The organism is Bacillus pretiosus (assembly GCF_052947655.1).
This window is the reverse complement of record NZ_CM129593.1, coordinates 4611292-4627092: the sequence shown is the minus strand read 5'-3', so window position 1 is coordinate 4627092 and position 15801 is coordinate 4611292. Positions and strand designations below refer to the sequence as shown.

Genomic DNA, 15801 nt, shown 5'->3' with positions numbered 1-15801 from the left:
TTTTTAGGTGGTTCTCATAAAATAAAAGTAAGGAAATGAAAGTAGGTGACAAAATGCCGTCAGTTGTGGAAGGCGTTATTATTGAAAACTGTAACGGAACGATTAATTTAGGAGATAAATATAACGTGCAGCCGATTGAAAAAACGAAAGCTTATAATGGATCAGGATCATCGAATACAGGAAAAAAAGTACAAACATTTAGTGGTATTAGTACAGCAGATGTAAGGGATAGCGATGCGAACGATCAAGGAATACAGTTTACTTTATAGATAAATATGTAAAATTGCATAAAATGATGAACTTGCCCTGTGCTACAATCTAGCTGTGAGCTGTTCATGATTCTTCTGTATTATAGTTGTTAGATTGGAAATATAACATCTTATCAAAAATCATACGTACAAAAAAGACACTTCAAACGAAGTGTCTTTTTTTACTTTAGTGATACCCTTTAGCAGAGTCTTTATGAATTTTATTTTTAAAGATACTGTAGCTCCAAAGTTGATATCCAATAACAATTGGTACCATAACCATTGCAACGAAGAACATAATTTTTAAGTTTAATTGACTACCAGCTGCGTTATATAGCGTTGTACTATAAGCATCATTAATACGAGATGGTAACATTCTTGGGAACATACCTGCAAATCCAGTTGTCATAAACATTGCGATTGTTAAGCAAACGAATGTGAATGCGAGACCTATATTATGTTTGTACACCATAATAAGTGCGAGTACACTCATTAACATGGCAAGTACCGGAAGAATGAATAGTACCGGATATTCTGTGAAGTTTTGGAATAAATTTGTACGATTTGCAGTTGCTACATAGAAAATAGCTAAAATGATAGCAGCTGCCATTGAAAATGGTCTTGCGATTTTATAAGCACGATCAGATACTTCACCAGTTGTTTTAATCATAACCCAAAGGGCGCCAGATACGACGAATATAGCAGTGAAGAACAGACCACCTAAAATACCATAATGATTTAGTAAGCTTAGTAAATTTCCTTCATAGCCATTTTTTCCGATTTGTAGTCCGTAATAAAGGTTAGCGAACGTAACACCGAATAAGAAGGCGATTAGGAAACTACCAATTGTAAATGCCCATTTACAAGTTTTTTGCCAAATTGGTGAATCGTCTTTATGCATAAATTCAAGTCCGGCAGCACGAGCAAACAGTGCGAGTAATACTAAAAATAGTGGTGTATATAGGTAACTAAACATATTTGCATATGTGACTGGGAAGGCAGCAAATGTTGCGCCACCAGCTGTAATTAACCATACTTCATTACCACCCCAGAATGGGCCGATTGCTTCTTGTAATTGATTTCGTTCTTGTCGGTCTTTCGCAACGAAAGGAAAAATCATTCCGTTACCAAGTGCATATCCATCAAGAATGAAGTAAACTGTCCAAATCACGCCCCATAAACAAAACCAGATAATTGCAAGCATATCATGAGACATGAGCTGCACCTCCCTCAGTAGCAGGTTCTTCTAATGCTGCTGGTCCTTTTTTCGCGAACTTTAGCATTAAGTATACGTCTGCGATTAAAAGTAATGTGTAGAACAAGATTAAACTAATTAATGAGAACCAAATTTGTGGAACAGATATAGGTGATACAGATTCTGCTGTACGCATTAGTTTATAAACTGTCCATGGTTGACGACCTACTTCGGCAACAATCCAACCAGCGTTAATTGCGATATATGGTAGTAAGACAGACCATATTGTAATTTTTAAATAACGTTTTGAGTTTTCTAGTTTTCCTTTTCGGTTTAAGTAGAAGCCGTACCAAGTTAATGCCATAAAGAACATACCAAGTGCAACCATTAAGCGGAAGCTATAGTACACGAGGTTAACATTTGGACGTTCATCTTTCGGGATATCTTTTAAACCAACAATTTCGCCATTAAATGAGTTTGTATAGAAGAAACTCCCTAGTTTCGGAATAGTAAGGAATTCAAAGTTCTTTTCGTTTTTTACATCAGGAATTTGAACAATCGAAAAGCCTTGTCCTTTTCCAGTTTCCCAAACTGCTTCCATCGCAGCTCCTTTAGCTGGTTGATATTTAGCTGCTGATACACCAGACTGATGACCCATAAACGGTGTAACAGTTGCAGCGAATAAACCTAACATTAAACCAAATTTAAATGATTTTTTGAAGAATTCCACTTCATTTTTACGTAATAAATGATAGGCGCTAATTGCCATAACGAAGAAAGCACCAACGATATAACAACCAATTACAGTATGGAAGAACATGTTCCAAGCATATGGATTTGTCACAAGTGCCCAGAAATCATTTAATTCAGCGCGGCCGTTACGTACGACGTAGCCAACAGGATTTTGCATAAAACCGTTTGCTGTAATAATCCAAAGGGCGGAAATATTTGTTCCAAGTGCAACCATCCACATACAGAAGGCACGGAACTTTGGTGAAATTTTGTCTTTACCGAATAACCATATTCCCATGAAAGTAGATTCTAAGAAGAAGGCAACGAGTGCTTCGATTGCGAGAGGTGATCCGAAAATATCTCCCATATATTTGGAGTACTCAGACCAGTTTGTTCCAAATTGGAATTCCATCGTAATCCCAGTTATAATCCCCATTACGAAGTTAATTGTAAATAATTTACCCCAGAAATTTGCCATTTTGCGGTATGTTGGATTCAATGTGCGGGCGTATTGAGTTTCCATACATGCTACTAAAATAACAAGTCCGATTGTCAAAGGTACAAATAAAAAGTGATAAAAAATAGTAATTGCAAATTGAAAACGACTCAGTAACAGAACGTCGGACATAATGAATATTCACTCCTTTTTTACATTATCTACAATCAGTTTATAGTGAAAATACGTTTTAAATAGGAGGGACTTGTTACAAAGATGTGTGTATATTTTGAAAGAATTATGTCGGTTATCTGAAAATATCTTATTTTCACTATAAAGTAATATCCTTTTTGAGTTTTTTAAATTTTGGTACACTATATAAGTAATGTAAATGAGAGAAAAGAGGGTTCTTTACTATGAAGTCATTAGAAGAGATTTTACAATACAATGAAAAATTCGTTGAAGAAAAAAAATACGAAGAGTACGAAACAGGTAAATTTCCAAACAAAAAGATGGTAATTATCTCTTGTATGGATACTCGTCTTGTTGAATTATTACCGAAAGCGATGAATATGCGTAACGGTGATGTGAAAATTATTAAAGTAGCAGGCGCTGTTATTTCACATCCGTTTGGAAGTATTATGCGTAGTATTTTAGTTGCTGTATATGAACTTGGTGCTGATGAAGTTTGTGTAGTTGGTCACCACGATTGTGGTATGGCAAAAATTCAAGCAAGCAGTACAATTGAGAAGATGAAAGAGCGCGGTATAACAGAAGAGAAATTAGATACACTTCGTTATTCTGGAATCGATTTAGAAAGATTCCTACAAGGATTCTCTAGTGTAGAAGAAAGTGTAGAACATAGCGTATCAATACTTCGCAACCATCCATTACTTCCTGAAGAAGTACCTGTTCACGGTCTTGTTATAGATCCTGACACAGGAAAATTAGATTTAGTTGTGAATGGTTACGACAATTAAGAATTTGCTTTGTCATCCTTTTTATCTGGGACAGGATCAAATCCTCCCGGGTGGAAAGGGTGACATTTTAATATACGCTTGCATGTAAGCCAAAATCCTTTCAGAGCACCATGTTTTTGAAATGCTTCTAATCCATAATGAGAGCAAGTTGGGTAAAAGCGGCACGTTGGTGGTGTCATTGGAGAAATGAATTTTTGATAAAAGCGTATAATCCCAATAAAAATCTGTTTCATAATGGTCTCCTTTTCAGCATAGTCTTAAAGTATTATAGCACGACTGTACATAATACTTTACTAATGTTGATTTCCGTTATATCATATTGGATATAACGGAATTAAATTAAAAGCGGGAGAGATGTTGTATGCCATCAGTAGAAAGCTTTGAATTAGATCATACGATTGTAAAGGCGCCTTATGTAAGACATTGCGGAGTTCACAACGTAGGTAGTGACGGTATTGTAAATAAATTCGATATTCGTTTTTGCCAACCGAATAAACAAGCAATGAAACCAGATGTTATTCATACGTTAGAACATTTATTAGCATTTAATTTACGTAAATATATTGATCGTTATCCGCATTTTGATATTATCGATATTTCACCAATGGGCTGCCAAACAGGATATTATCTTGTAGTAAGCGGAACACCAACGGTTCGAGAAATCATTGATTTATTAGAATTAACATTAAAAGATGCGGTTCAAATTACAGAAATTCCAGCTGCAAATGAAACACAGTGTGGCCAAGCGAAGCTTCACGACTTAGAAGGAGCACAACGCTTAATGAACTTCTGGTTAAGCCAAGATAAAGATGAACTTGAGAAAGTATTTGGATAAAAAGAAAAAACTGCCTGTGAAAGGGCAGTTTTTTGTAACACGATGATAAATGAAATTATATCGACGATTTTTCGAATATATCGAACACAACTTGAAATATATTAACGATTTTTTTAATATATCGATGTTTCGAAACTGGATATCGACTTACCGACAAAAACTGCCAATAGTATGAATCAAATATAAAGAAGAGGCCGTCTAACATATGTGTTGGGCGGCCTCTTTTTTATGAAAGTATACTAGATACCCCAACATATAAAATAAAGGCAGAACCGAGAAAATAAACAAATGCTTTTGCTTTTTGCCGCTCTTTTATTTCATCGATTCCAAAAAGGATAAACATAATACTCAAAAGGATAAAAACGTATGGTAAAAGCGTAGAGAGGTTTGCGAAGAAGCTAAATAGGGCGAGAATAAGAGCGATAGTAGCTATTATAATTCGAATGTTTTTAAACATATAATTCTCCTTTAAAAGAACATTATAAATGGAATAACAAAAACAATCGTAAAAAGACTTAAACCGATGCTAATTAGCTCCAATTTGTTTTTGCTGTTTTTGAATCGTCTCAATTCCTACTAAGCTTCCATATAAACTAAAGAGGAACAAAATGATAGGTGAAAAGATTTGAAAGTTCATTGTAAATGTGCTGTATAAACATAAGATCAAAGTAATAAAAACGATGGTTAGCTGTACTTTTCTTATATGCATTTTAACCTCCTAGTAGAAAAATAATTACCGAGAGACAAAAATTATAATAGCAACGATTAAAGTGAATACGCCAGAAAAGAAGGAGAGTGTACTATGTACTTTCTTTTGTTTCTGTTTTTCTTCTGCGCTCATGATGAAGGTCATAACAGATAAGGCGATGAGCATATAAGGCATTGTAACAAGTGCGTTTGTAAACATTCCGGATAAAGCGAGAGCGATGACGATAAGAGCCGATACAATTCGTAATGTTTTTAGCATACAAATCTCCACCTTTTAAATAGATTATTTACCGGAATATTTCTGAGAAGCCAAGCAGTAAAGCACCAGCACCAGCCATGAAAGCAAGTATGCTGCTAGATTGTTTCTGTTTTTTTATTTCCTCTAAACCTATAGTGAAAGCCATAGCCCCTAAGAAAATGAACATGTAAGGCATAATGTCTCTGTTACCGCTAATAAATCCATAGATTGCTATAGATAAGGCGATAAGTGCAAAAGTAATTCGAACGCCTTTTAACATAAAAGCCCTCCTTCTAGTTTATGTAGGTAATGATGGGAACAATCTAAATGAAAGCACCTGCAACAATACAAATAAATCTAGTTCCTGAATCCTTTTTCCTGATTTGTTCAATGGTAATAAGAAGCAGTAAAACTCCTAATAGAGATTGTGAAAGTGGTAGAAAGTTATGTTGACCTGTCAATAAACTAATACTGAATATGATGTGGGCTAAAATAAGTGGTATATGAAGCGTATTATGAATTCTTCTTGCTGTTTTTTGTATAAGGGTTATCTTCTGGCTTATCAACAGAATGTTTATAAGCGTAGCCTTTATTAATCGTCATGACGGAGAGTACTAGTATGACTAGAACGATTATAATACCGATAATTAATATTTTGAACATGGAATCCCTCCTTTTCTTTATTTTACATAATTTTGTAATTGATGAAAACAATAGAAATTAAAAGGATGAAAGAAGGGTGTTACATGGAGACGAAAAAAACATATTATATATCAATAGGAAACGGTCAAATTTCACAAGTGAAGACGGCGGATACGTATAATTTTGAGATTTCCGCAAGTGATGAAGAAATTACGGAGTTAAGAGAGTACTTTGATCAAGCATATGTAGAGGATTTAGGTTCATTTGTACGTTCTCACGTTCCATTTGTTGAGTATCATCACGATTCGAATAATGACCGATATGATGAACAACTACAAAAAGCATATAAAATGATTTACGATTTAGGTAATCATGAGACGAAAGAATTAGTCGCGCAAATGGGAATAATCAATGGATTGTAATTGGATAATATTATGCAGAAAAGCGAGAATATGCTACAATTTGTGGTAGGAAAAACTTGTAACCATCAATAGGGGAGTAATGGCATGTACAAATTTAAAGATTATTACCACAATACTGTACAATTATCGTTTGAACGTTATCCATTTTCTCCTGAGCCAAAGCATGTTTGGGTTGTATGCCGGTACGGGGATCAATGGTTATTAACGCATCATTTACGTCGCGGTCTTGAATTTCCAGGTGGTAAAGTAGAATTAGGGGAAACACCGGAAGAAGCGGCAGTTCGAGAGGTTCATGAAGAAACCGGCGGCATAGTTTCTGATTTAACTTACTTAGGACAATATAAAGTATCTGGAAAAGACAAAATAATCATTAAAAACATTTATTTTGCAACAATTAGTGCGGTAGAAGAACATACGCATTACGAAGAAACGAAAGGATCTGTTTTATTAACAGACATTCCTGATAACATTAAAACGGATAGAAAATTTAGCTTTATAATGCGTGACGATGTACTGGCGCGCACGATGAAACATATAGAAGAAATCGGCTGTTTTACGAAGTAAAGTGGCCGGTTTCTTTTTTTGTGTGTAAGAATAAATGTAAATATATCTTTATATTATTTTGGGTATATTATACAATTTTGTAAAGATATATTTACATTTTAGGAGGGGGAAGATGGATAAAAGAAAAGAAACGACTGTTACTGTTTCGATGGGGAAATTAAATTTCTATTCATGTTGTATAGCATTTGCTCTGGCGATTGGAGTTAGTTTTTTACATTCACTTCTTTCAGGTGAGTTTCAAATTGAAATTACGTTACCAACCTTGTTTCTTTTTATTATCGCAATGATTGTTCTTGTTTGTATTCATGAAGCGATACATTTAATAGGGTTTCGCTATATCGGTGGTGTTCCGTGGAGTGAACTGAAATGGGGTGTTAATTGGAAATTAGGTGTTGCATATGCTCATTCTAAACAGGCGATTACAGTAAAGCAAATGAAGAAAGTGTTAATGCTGCCGTTTTTACCAACTGGAATTTTGCCAATTGTAATTGGGTTAACTACGAATGTGCAATCCATCTCATTTTTAGGGATTTTACTAACAGCAGGTTGTATCGGTGACATTGCCCTATATCAAAAAGTCTCAAAGTTTCCAGATGGTGCGCAAGTTAAAGATCATCCGAGTAAACCGCAGTTTACAGTATATGAATAATAAAGGAAGGGGAGGCGTTTTTGAAAAACGGCCTCTTTTTTGTTTGTCAGCTTTTGTCGGTAAGTCGATATATTGTAAAAAATCGCCGATGTAATTTATTTACTATTATTTTGTTTTCATTTCTACCTCTAAAAACGAAAGCACCTCCAACAAATCGTTCACCATGCGTGAATGTTCAAAGTCACCCCAAAACGAATCTCTCTTCCACACACCAAGAATCCCTACTCGTTCAGAACCAAGCACGTCGTTTTCTGGATGATCTCCAACGTAAATACATTCTGTGGCCTTAACATCTAGCTTTTTTAAAGCCCGTTCGAAAATCTCAGGATGTGGTTTTTTAATTCCTTCCGCTTCTGAAACGAGAATTGTATTTGTATACGTATGTATGTTTAGTGCGCGAAGATTATTCATTTGAAAGTCAGTAAAGCCATTTGTAATAATACCAATTTTAATATTTTGTTGTGTTAAACGATGAAGTAATTCATGCATGTTTTTGAAAGGAATACAATGGTGTTGAAAGTTTGTAATATAGTCGTGCAGCAGTTGCTCTGGTATTAAAGTGGTAATGTTATATTCGCAAAGGAGAGTAGCATATACTTTATCTTTCCACGTATAGCCATTATTATCGAGCTCAAGAAATCGAGAACAATACTCTGATTTTTCTATGTTCATTAAGTGAGAGGCAAAGCGATTATATTGATCATGAATAAACTGTTCTAGAGATTGGCGCCGATCTAATAGTGTTCCATCTAAGTCGAATAAGACTGCTTGAATCATGAGAAACCTCCTTATAGTTTGTATAATTAATTATCGCACATTCGTTAGAAATTGCTTATGATATTTTTGTAGAATGGAACGACGGAGGTTTATATGAAGAGACTGTATGGTAAGTTAGTAGCGGTTGTCGTCGCAATTGGTTTAGTAGCAGGGTGTGATATTTCTATGAAGAGTGTGAAGGAAAAAGAAGTTTGTAAAACAGAAGAAGAATGTGTGGAAATAGGAGATAAGAAACTTCAAAAAGTATATGAAAAAATAGATGGATTATCTGAACTTGAAGCAGTAGAAGATTATGATATAGAAGAGCATGAAAGTGCGAATATGAAAGAGGCAGAGCAGAAAAAAGAGGATGACGAAAATTATTTCTTTTTAGCCTCTTATTATATTGATGGTGATGAAATTGTAGATCCTTATTTTGAAAAAATAGAACGGAAACGTTTAAATAAAGTATTCGCTGAAGATAAAGAAGCGAAAGAAGAGGTACTACAACAGCGTCAAGATAGAGGTTATCATGAAGACTTATGGGATATGTACCGTACTCTCATTCCAGCTAAATATCGCGGGAATATAACAGAATTTGATTTAATAACGGACGGTTATGACGGTGTTGTTGCTCACGTTATGCCTAGCATGGAGAATCCGAAAGATTGGATTCTTAGCTTAGATACGCTTGATTCCGCGATAAATATCGATGAAGTGATGAAAACATTAATTCATGAGACGGCTCACGTGTTGACACTCGGGCATAAGCAAATACCAGTAGATGAAAAGTATGTAAAGGATTTTGAAGAAGATAAAGATATTTCAACATACCGAAATAACTGTGAAACTCTTTTCTTACAAGAGGGGTGTGCGAAGGGAAAATCTTATATTAATCAATTTTATAACTCTTTCTGGAAGGACATTGAGCAGGAGTGGACAGAAAAGAAAGTGGAAGAAAGTGAAGAAACTCAAATTGAATTTTTTAAAGAAAAGCATGAGGAGTTTGTATCACAGTATGGAACAACAAACGTAGCGGAAGATATTGCAGATACGTTTACAGCATTTATTTTGCAAGATTCAAAAAAGGTGAAAGAAGGATCGGAGTTAAAGTATAAAAAAATTGCGTTCTTCTATCAGTTCCCTGAGCTTGTAAAAATGAGAGCAGAAGTGTTGTCGGGATTAGATGATATCTCAAAAACGATAGAACAACAAAGCGGACAATAATGAGAGGTATACATTTTAGCCAATAAAACGTAAAGAATTTTAGTTCTTTGCGTTTTTTTATGTTTATAAAATTGAAAATTCTGTCTTTTTTAAAAAAGAAGAAGGAACTGAAGCTTTAAAAGAGAATTAGTATAAAAATGTCACAAATTAGACACAATTATAATGCGCATATTGTAGGGACTATAAGTTTACTCTCAAGGAGGTAATGAAACGTATGAAAACGATTCTTGCGGTTGCTGGTCTCATTTGGGTAATGTCTCACGGTTTTCCGATTTTTGAAGGAGAGCAAATTCGTAGTGCATTAAATAAAAAGTATGATGATTATCATGTAATAGATCGAAAAGAAAATGTCGTTACAGTACGTGTGAAAGATTGTTTCCATACAGTTACGGTTGCAGATGGAAACGTTACAAATGAAACAAAGATGTGTGATAAAAGGTAAAGAAAGAAGCTGACTATAGTTTATCGCCCTAAGTCAGCTTCTTTTTCGTTTTCCAATTAGAAGTTTTTCAAATGCCTCAACAAACACATACATAAGTGTTGCGAGGACGCAGGTGAGTAGTACGCTCAGTAAGACGAGCGTGAAATTAAATACTTGGAATCCGTAGCTAATTAAGTAGCCAAGACCTTGTTTAGAGACGAGAAGTTCGCCGAATATAACACCGACCCATGATAAACCAACGTTCACTTTTAACGTTGAAATAATTGCTGGGAAGGATGCAGGGAGAACGACTTGCTTATAACATTGCCATTTATTCGCGCCAAATGTGTCCATCACTTTTATATAGTTAGAATCGACTTCTTGAAATGCGCTGTAAATAACGAGAATGGTAATGATGATGGAAATGATTACCCCCATTGCAATCGACGAAGAAATATTTGGACCGAAGATTACAATGATAATAGGTCCAAGTGCCACTTTTGGCATGGCGTTTAGGACGACGAGATAGGGGTCGAGCACGCGAGCGAGAAGTGGCATCCACCAAAGAAAAGTAGCGATAATAGCGCCGAGCACTGTTCCAAGAATGAAGCCTACTCCTGTTTCAAGTAATGTCGTCCATATGTGAACCCAAAGCGAACCGTCAATCCATTTACTAAGGAAGAGATCCCAAATGCTTGAAGGAGAGCTAAAGAGTAAAGGATCAATCCACTCTTTTTTGCTAGCTATTTCCCATAGTGAAAAGAAAAGAATGAGCAGTAAAAGCTGCAGTGAGCGTGCTAACCATGCACGCTTACGTTCTTTTTTCTGAAACTGTTCATGTAGTTGCTTTATATTATCCAAGTCGCTCCAGCTCCTTCCATATATCTTGGAAGAGGGATGGGAAGTCATGGTGGTGGCGTGATTCTAACGGTGATAAGGAACGGATGCTTTCTGGGACGATAAATGTTTTTGCAATTTTCCCGGGATTCGCTTGTAGTAAATAAATACGATCACTCATCGCAATTGCTTCTTCAATATCATGTGTTACGAGTAGTGACGTTTTCTTATATTTGCGTAGTAAGTTGAAAACGAGATCTTCTAGTTTCAATTTCGTTTGATAATCGAGTGCTGAGAATGGTTCATCTAGCAATAAAATTTTAGGATCGGTCGCTAACGTTCGAACGAGAGCGGCACGTTGACGCATACCGCCGGACAGTTCACGAGGGTATTGCTCTTCTACATCATGTAGACCGACTTGTTTTAAAAGCTGTAAAGTATGTTCTTTCGTCTGTTCATTGTAAATTTTTCGGGTATGAAGTCCGAGCATAATATTTTCTTCAATTGTTTTCCAAGGGAACAAGTAATCTTGCTGCAGCATATATCCCATAGATGAAGTTTTCGTTGTAATAGGCTCACCATCTAAAAAGACGATACCTTCAATTGGATCAAGTAGCCCGGCAATAATGGAGAGGAGTGTCGTTTTGCCGCAACCACTTGGACCGAGTATAGAAATAAATTCGCCTTCTTCCACTTGTAAGCTCATATCTTCGAGAATTAGTTTGGCATTCTCTTTCGCGAAAAAGCAGTGAGAAACGTTACGTATTTGTAAAAAACTCATACACTTCGCCTCTATTTCTTAATAACGCTTTCGGCAATTTTTGTATTGACGAGCGCTTCATGTGGAACTTCTTTTTGTAATTCGCCAGCTTCTTTCATTATCGTTTGGAGCTGTTTCCATTCTTCAGCATCTAATAGCGGATTTGTTGCATAAGAGTGTTGTTTTTTATACCGTTCGATTACTTTTACTGTAATGTCTTTTGAAGTGTCTTTAAATAACGGAGAAACGGTGTCAGCAATCTCTTCTGGACTATGTGTATCAACCCATTGCTGCGCTTTATAGAGAGCACGTGTGAATTTTTCAGCAGCATCTTTATCTTTCTTTAAGAAGCTTTCTTTTGCCATGAACGTTGTATACGGAACAGTTCCAGATTCATTTCCGAACGAAGCGACGATAAACCCTTTTCCTTCTTTTTCGAATATACTTGCAGTCGGTTCAAAGAGCTGTACAAATTCCCCAGTACCAGATGCAAAGGCACTTGCAATGTTAGCAAATTCGATGTTTTGAATTAAGTTTGTATCTTTGCGAGGATCAATGCCATTTTTCTTTAAAACGTATTCTCCAACCATTTGCGGCATGCCGCCTTTACGCTGTCCTAAAAACGTAACACCTTTTACGTCATTCCAATTAAAAGAGTCTAATTTTTTACGCGAAACTAAAAATGTTCCGTCTGTTTGTGTAAGTTGTGCGAAGTTAATGATAGGGTCTTTTGCACCTTGTTGATGAACATAAATAGACGTTTCAGAACCGACGAGAGCAATATCAATTCCGCCAGATAATAGGGCGGTCATCGTTTTATCTCCGCCAGCTGTTGTTTGGAGGTCAATATTTAATCCTTCATCTTTAAAAAATCCTTTTTCAATCCCGACATATAAAGGGGCGTAGAAGAGAGAATGGGTAACTTCGCCGATGCGAATGTTTTGCGTTTGTTCTTTCGTACCTTCCTTTTTACTACTGCAAGCAGCAAATGTGAAAATAGATAGTAACATGATGCAAAAAACAGCTATAAATTTTTTCACTATATGACACCTCCTAGAAGTCACTCTACAAGCATGATATGTAGGTAAGTGCCCATATGTGAGTGTAGATAGCAGGAATTTTTTGGGTGATAAAGAAGTACAAATATAAGGGGTGATAAAATGGAGTACGAATATGATGATAGCGTACATTTACATCTTGACTATTTCGGAACAGAATGTGATATGGAATCGATTGCTTATAAGCGGAAGAATGAAGACGTGTGGGATGTGTATTTTAATTTTGGAACATATGGTCTTCAGAAAGATGAGATCGAGACAGGTAGATTTATGGACGAATATGCTGGTCATTACGTTTTTTCTGTACATGCTCGTGATCTTAGTTGGGAATTTGGAAGTGCTCAATTTGAAGAGTGGGTCTTGAAAAATCATATAGTAGAAAAATCGCTGCAAAAATAGGGAGGAATTTTGTGGTCGATTTTCTCATTTTCTTGTTCATTTTCGTAGTCGGTTTTTTTATTATGCAAGTACTCATTTACAGATTTGCAAAGAAAAACATTCAAAAATATACAAAAAGAAAATGGATTCATATGTGGCTAGAGATGAATATGAAAAAGGGCCCGAGATTAGATCTTTTTGATTTTGTAGTTATCTTACTTGTATGTATTATATGGAAAGTATGGATGTATTCTCTTATATAATACATATGCTCATGTCTGTTAGAATGAAGCAGAACCTGTCAGTGTTGATAGGTTCTTTTCTTATGGTAACAATTTTGTGAAGCGTAGTTCATTTATGCTGTTAGAATATAGAGCGAAGAAGGTTCATCCCGTTCAATCCTGAATGGTTCGGACTTATTAAAGTTTCACTGCATTTTTAAGGGGAAATTAAGGATACATGTGTATTATTACAAGCACATAGGGAGACTAGCTGCATACAAATATGGTATTTTGTATATGACAATATGTTTGTTGATGCGAGACGAAGGGGTAAAGGAAAGAGGGAATAAATTGCGCTTTAATGTTTTTACACAGCGACGAAGAAGAGATGAATTTCATTTTAGTTTCTCGGCTCAGCAACCGAGAAAGAATCTATTAATTTCTATCATTCTTAGTGGAATGTGGGCGATCTGTTTAGAAACGCTATTCTTTGTTATGTTAAGGTCTTTCGAATTTGAGAGAACGAAAGATTTTTTTAATGGGGAAATACCGCTAAGTATACTCATTATTGTTTTGTGGAGTGTACTACTATATATCATTCATTTGAATAAAGGCATCAGTCATAAGCTTAGGCCGGCTATTCGAGTGTATGTCGTATTATTTTTAATTGCTCATACAATGAATTGGATGTATATCATAGTGCAGGAGGACATGAACCTTATAGTAGTAAATACATGGGTGTATTTACAATATGGACAGTATATATTAAGCCTGTTATTTATTTATATGGTATACGTTTTTGCATATAATTTGCTTGGAAGAGTTTTCTTAAGTACAACGATAACTAGCTTAGTCTTACTTATTTTTGTGATGGTGAACCATTTTAAACTCATTTTTAGAGGAGAGCCATTCTACCCGTCTGATTTTACACAGATTGGTCATATGAATTCCGTTATACCGATGGTCATGGAGTATTTTAGTTTTTGGAATATGTTCCTGACAATCGTTGGCATTGTGTTGATTGTATTTGTAGTTACGTATATACGAAAGTATATTCCAGTTATAAAATCACATATTATTATGAGGATTATTTTAATATGTGGCTCTGGGTTTATGTTGTATGGATATAGTAACTATCCTACTACCTTTATGAATGATTTATTTATAAAAGGTGGAGTAGACATCCGTGCATGGAATCAAGCTGCAAATTATAAAGCGAATGGTTTTATTATTGGATTTTTAAGTAACTTAGATACGACAGTTATTAAAGAGCCAGAGGAATATTCAAAAGAAAATATGCAGCAAATTGCAAAGGATATAGAAAAACAATATAGCGGCAAAGTAAAAGCACAAAAAAAAGTAGAGAAGCCGAACATTATATTTATTATGAGTGAAGCATTTTGGGATCCAACAAAATTAACGAATCTTTCATTTAGCGAAGATCCAGTGCCGAATTTACATCATTATACAGAGAATTTTCCAGGTGGACAAACGATAGCTCCTACATTTGGAGGGAATACAGCGAATACAGAATTTGAAGCCTTAACGAGTTATTCGATGAGTCTTTTAATGCCAGGTTCTATACCATATCAACAAGCTGTTCCAAGCCAAAAAGAGATTCCATCGATTGCAAGTGAGTTGAAAAAACAAGGGTATTATGCAAGTGCAATTCATGCGTTTAATCGATCGTTTTATAAACGTGAAGATGTATATAAAACATTGGGATTCGATAATTTTAATGCAGAAGATACGATGAAAAATAAAGAAGTAGTGGGAGACAATATTGGTGATTTATCTATGAGTAAAGAAATCATAGATGAATTAAATAAGAGAAAAGAACCTACATTTATTCATGCGGTGACGATGCAAAATCATTTTCCGTATACGCCAAATATGTTTGGAGAAAATAAAATAGAAATTAGTGGATTAACAGAAGAGGAATCGAAAGCGGAATTAGAAGCATATACAGAAGGTGTAAGACTGTCTGATGAAGCTCTGCAATATTTAATCGAGCAGCTTAACGATTTAGACAGACCTACTTTATTAGTCTTCTTTGGAGATCATTTACCTATGTTAGGAACTAATAAATCTATTTATAAAGAAGCAGGATATATAGAAAATGAAGAGACGGTAAGAGAAAGATTAATTATGTCAGAAACACCATTGTTAATGTATGCAAATTTTGATTTGCCAAATGACAATTTAGGTTTAGTAAGTCCAATTTATTTTTCTAATCTTGTTTTTGATTATGCAGGACTAAATCAATCACCGTTTTATCAATTTTTATCGGAAATGCATAAAGAAATACCGGTTCTTAGAGATGAGTTAAAGGTTAATAAAGATGGGGAAGAGATAACAGATTTAACAAAGAAACAAAAAGAAATGTTAGAGCAATATAAAATGATCCAATATGATTTACTTGCTGGAAAGCAGTATAGTAAAGATATACTTTTTAAATAGAACAAACAAAAAGAACTTGTATAACGATACAAGT

General features: G+C 35.1%; 23 protein-coding genes and 1 pseudogene. 11 read left to right on the top strand and 13 right to left on the bottom strand.

Translation table 11 applies throughout. The features are described from left to right. Window positions 1-35 precede the first annotated feature (35 nt). Window positions 36-269, top strand: a complete 234-nt coding sequence (locus ACU8YW_RS23925) for a spore germination protein (RefSeq protein WP_033657613.1) — start codon at window positions 36-38, stop codon at window positions 267-269. Window positions 270-435: 166 nt separating this feature from the next. Here ACU8YW_RS23925 and cydB read toward each other — a convergent pair whose 3' ends face one another. Together cydB and cydA are read right to left on the bottom strand one after the other, a co-directional pair. After that, window positions 436-1464, bottom strand: coding sequence for a cytochrome d ubiquinol oxidase subunit II (gene cydB, locus ACU8YW_RS23920; protein ID WP_088064647.1), 1029 nt, complete (start codon window positions 1462-1464; stop codon window positions 436-438). Continuing rightward, entirely contained in the window at window positions 1454-2803 is a 1350-nt protein-coding gene (gene cydA / locus ACU8YW_RS23915; protein WP_048541033.1) for a cytochrome ubiquinol oxidase subunit I, read from the bottom strand. Before cydA ends, cydB begins: the two co-directional genes overlap by 11 nt. Before the next feature lie 224 nt (window positions 2804-3027). Between cydA and ACU8YW_RS23910 the strand changes: the two genes are divergently transcribed. Further along, entirely contained in the window at window positions 3028-3591 is a 564-nt protein-coding gene (locus ACU8YW_RS23910) for a beta-class carbonic anhydrase (protein ID WP_000838167.1), read from the top strand. On the opposite strand, the gene yidD is transcribed toward ACU8YW_RS23910, so the two are convergent. Continuing rightward, window positions 3588-3824: a membrane protein insertion efficiency factor YidD gene (gene yidD / locus ACU8YW_RS23905; protein WP_426934121.1), complete on the bottom strand. Its 237-nt coding sequence runs from the start codon at window positions 3822-3824 to the stop codon at window positions 3588-3590. The two genes, ACU8YW_RS23910 and yidD, sit on opposite strands and share 4 nt — an antisense overlap. Before the next feature lie 128 nt (window positions 3825-3952). On the opposite strand from yidD, the gene luxS reads away from it, so the two are divergent. After that, window positions 3953-4426, top strand: a complete 474-nt coding sequence (gene luxS / locus ACU8YW_RS23900; RefSeq protein WP_001141371.1) for an S-ribosylhomocysteine lyase LuxS — start codon at window positions 3953-3955, stop codon at window positions 4424-4426. A 226-nt stretch (window positions 4427-4652) separates the two neighbouring features. On the opposite strand, the gene ACU8YW_RS23895 is transcribed toward luxS, so the two are convergent. The 6 genes and pseudogenes from ACU8YW_RS23895 to ytzI form a co-directional block, all read right to left on the bottom strand. Next, complete coding sequence (locus tag ACU8YW_RS23895; protein WP_098230337.1) at window positions 4653-4883, bottom strand: YczI family protein; 231 nt, start codon at window positions 4881-4883, stop codon at window positions 4653-4655. Window positions 4884-4894: 11 nt separating this feature from the next. Then, window positions 4895-5135, bottom strand: a pseudogene (locus tag ACU8YW_RS23890) (hypothetical protein). Window positions 5136-5159: 24 nt separating this feature from the next. After that, window positions 5160-5393 (bottom strand): DUF3953 domain-containing protein, encoded by a 234-nt coding sequence (locus tag ACU8YW_RS23885; RefSeq protein WP_088064644.1) that lies wholly within the window; start codon window positions 5391-5393, stop codon window positions 5160-5162. Between the two features lie 28 nt (window positions 5394-5421). Further along, complete coding sequence (locus tag ACU8YW_RS23880) at window positions 5422-5652, bottom strand: YczI family protein (protein WP_088064643.1); 231 nt, start codon at window positions 5650-5652, stop codon at window positions 5422-5424. Window positions 5653-5695: 43 nt separating this feature from the next. After that, the gene (locus tag ACU8YW_RS23875) at window positions 5696-5893 is read right to left on the bottom strand and encodes a DUF3953 domain-containing protein (RefSeq protein WP_088609457.1); all 198 of its coding nucleotides are present in this window, start codon (window positions 5891-5893) and stop codon (window positions 5696-5698) included. After that, complete coding sequence (gene ytzI / locus ACU8YW_RS23870; RefSeq protein ID WP_000472802.1) at window positions 5886-6035, bottom strand: YtzI protein; 150 nt, start codon at window positions 6033-6035, stop codon at window positions 5886-5888. Before ytzI ends, ACU8YW_RS23875 begins: the two co-directional genes overlap by 8 nt. Window positions 6036-6118: 83 nt before the next feature. Here ytzI and ACU8YW_RS23865 point away from each other — a divergent pair, with 83 nt between their 5' ends. From ACU8YW_RS23865 to ACU8YW_RS23855, 3 genes are all read left to right on the top strand, one after another. Beyond that, window positions 6119-6436, top strand: a complete 318-nt coding sequence (locus ACU8YW_RS23865; protein ID WP_000448410.1) for a hypothetical protein — start codon at window positions 6119-6121, stop codon at window positions 6434-6436. A gap of 84 nt (window positions 6437-6520) precedes the next feature. Further along, window positions 6521-7000 (top strand): antimutator 8-oxo-(dGTP/GTP)ase, encoded by a 480-nt coding sequence (gene mutTA, locus ACU8YW_RS23860; protein WP_000276386.1) that lies wholly within the window; start codon window positions 6521-6523, stop codon window positions 6998-7000. Between the two features lie 112 nt (window positions 7001-7112). After that, the gene (locus ACU8YW_RS23855; RefSeq protein ID WP_087984890.1) at window positions 7113-7649 is read left to right on the top strand and encodes a DUF3267 domain-containing protein; all 537 of its coding nucleotides are present in this window, start codon (window positions 7113-7115) and stop codon (window positions 7647-7649) included. A 105-nt stretch (window positions 7650-7754) separates the two neighbouring features. On the opposite strand, the gene ACU8YW_RS23850 is transcribed toward ACU8YW_RS23855, so the two are convergent. Beyond that, window positions 7755-8426 carry an HAD family hydrolase gene (locus ACU8YW_RS23850; RefSeq protein ID WP_426934120.1) on the bottom strand — a complete coding sequence of 224 codons (672 nt, stop codon included), beginning with the start codon at window positions 8424-8426 and terminating at the stop codon, window positions 7755-7757. Between the two features lie 93 nt (window positions 8427-8519). Here ACU8YW_RS23850 and ACU8YW_RS23845 point away from each other — a divergent pair, with 93 nt between their 5' ends. Together ACU8YW_RS23845 and ACU8YW_RS23840 are read left to right on the top strand one after the other, a co-directional pair. Beyond that, entirely contained in the window at window positions 8520-9632 is a 1113-nt protein-coding gene (locus ACU8YW_RS23845) for a recombinase family protein (protein ID WP_426934119.1), read from the top strand. Between the two features lie 214 nt (window positions 9633-9846). Further along, window positions 9847-10074: a hypothetical protein gene (locus ACU8YW_RS23840; protein ID WP_000849118.1), complete on the top strand. Its 228-nt coding sequence runs from the start codon at window positions 9847-9849 to the stop codon at window positions 10072-10074. Between the two features lie 33 nt (window positions 10075-10107). On the opposite strand, the gene ACU8YW_RS23835 is transcribed toward ACU8YW_RS23840, so the two are convergent. From ACU8YW_RS23835 to ACU8YW_RS23825, 3 genes are read right to left on the bottom strand one after another with little or no spacing between them, the layout of a single operon-like run. Further along, complete coding sequence (locus ACU8YW_RS23835) at window positions 10108-10914, bottom strand: ABC transporter permease (protein WP_088064640.1); 807 nt, start codon at window positions 10912-10914, stop codon at window positions 10108-10110. After that, entirely contained in the window at window positions 10907-11671 is a 765-nt protein-coding gene (locus ACU8YW_RS23830) for an ABC transporter ATP-binding protein (RefSeq protein WP_088064639.1), read from the bottom strand. Before ACU8YW_RS23830 ends, ACU8YW_RS23835 begins: the two co-directional genes overlap by 8 nt. An 11-nt stretch (window positions 11672-11682) precedes the next feature. Continuing rightward, window positions 11683-12690: an ABC transporter substrate-binding protein gene (locus ACU8YW_RS23825; RefSeq protein WP_142314808.1), complete on the bottom strand. Its 1008-nt coding sequence runs from the start codon at window positions 12688-12690 to the stop codon at window positions 11683-11685. Between the two features lie 120 nt (window positions 12691-12810). Between ACU8YW_RS23825 and ACU8YW_RS23820 the strand changes: the two genes are divergently transcribed. From ACU8YW_RS23820 to ACU8YW_RS23810, 3 genes are all read left to right on the top strand, one after another. Continuing rightward, window positions 12811-13107: a DUF3986 family protein gene (locus ACU8YW_RS23820; RefSeq protein WP_088064638.1), complete on the top strand. Its 297-nt coding sequence runs from the start codon at window positions 12811-12813 to the stop codon at window positions 13105-13107. Between the two features lie 11 nt (window positions 13108-13118). Then, a complete protein-coding gene (locus ACU8YW_RS23815; RefSeq protein ID WP_087984884.1) occupies window positions 13119-13349 on the top strand; it encodes a hypothetical protein in 231 nt (76 codons plus the stop codon). 273 nt (window positions 13350-13622) lie between these two features. Continuing rightward, window positions 13623-15767, top strand: a complete 2145-nt coding sequence (locus tag ACU8YW_RS23810) for an LTA synthase family protein (protein WP_141542725.1) — start codon at window positions 13623-13625, stop codon at window positions 15765-15767. Window positions 15768-15801: the final 34 nt, after the last annotated feature.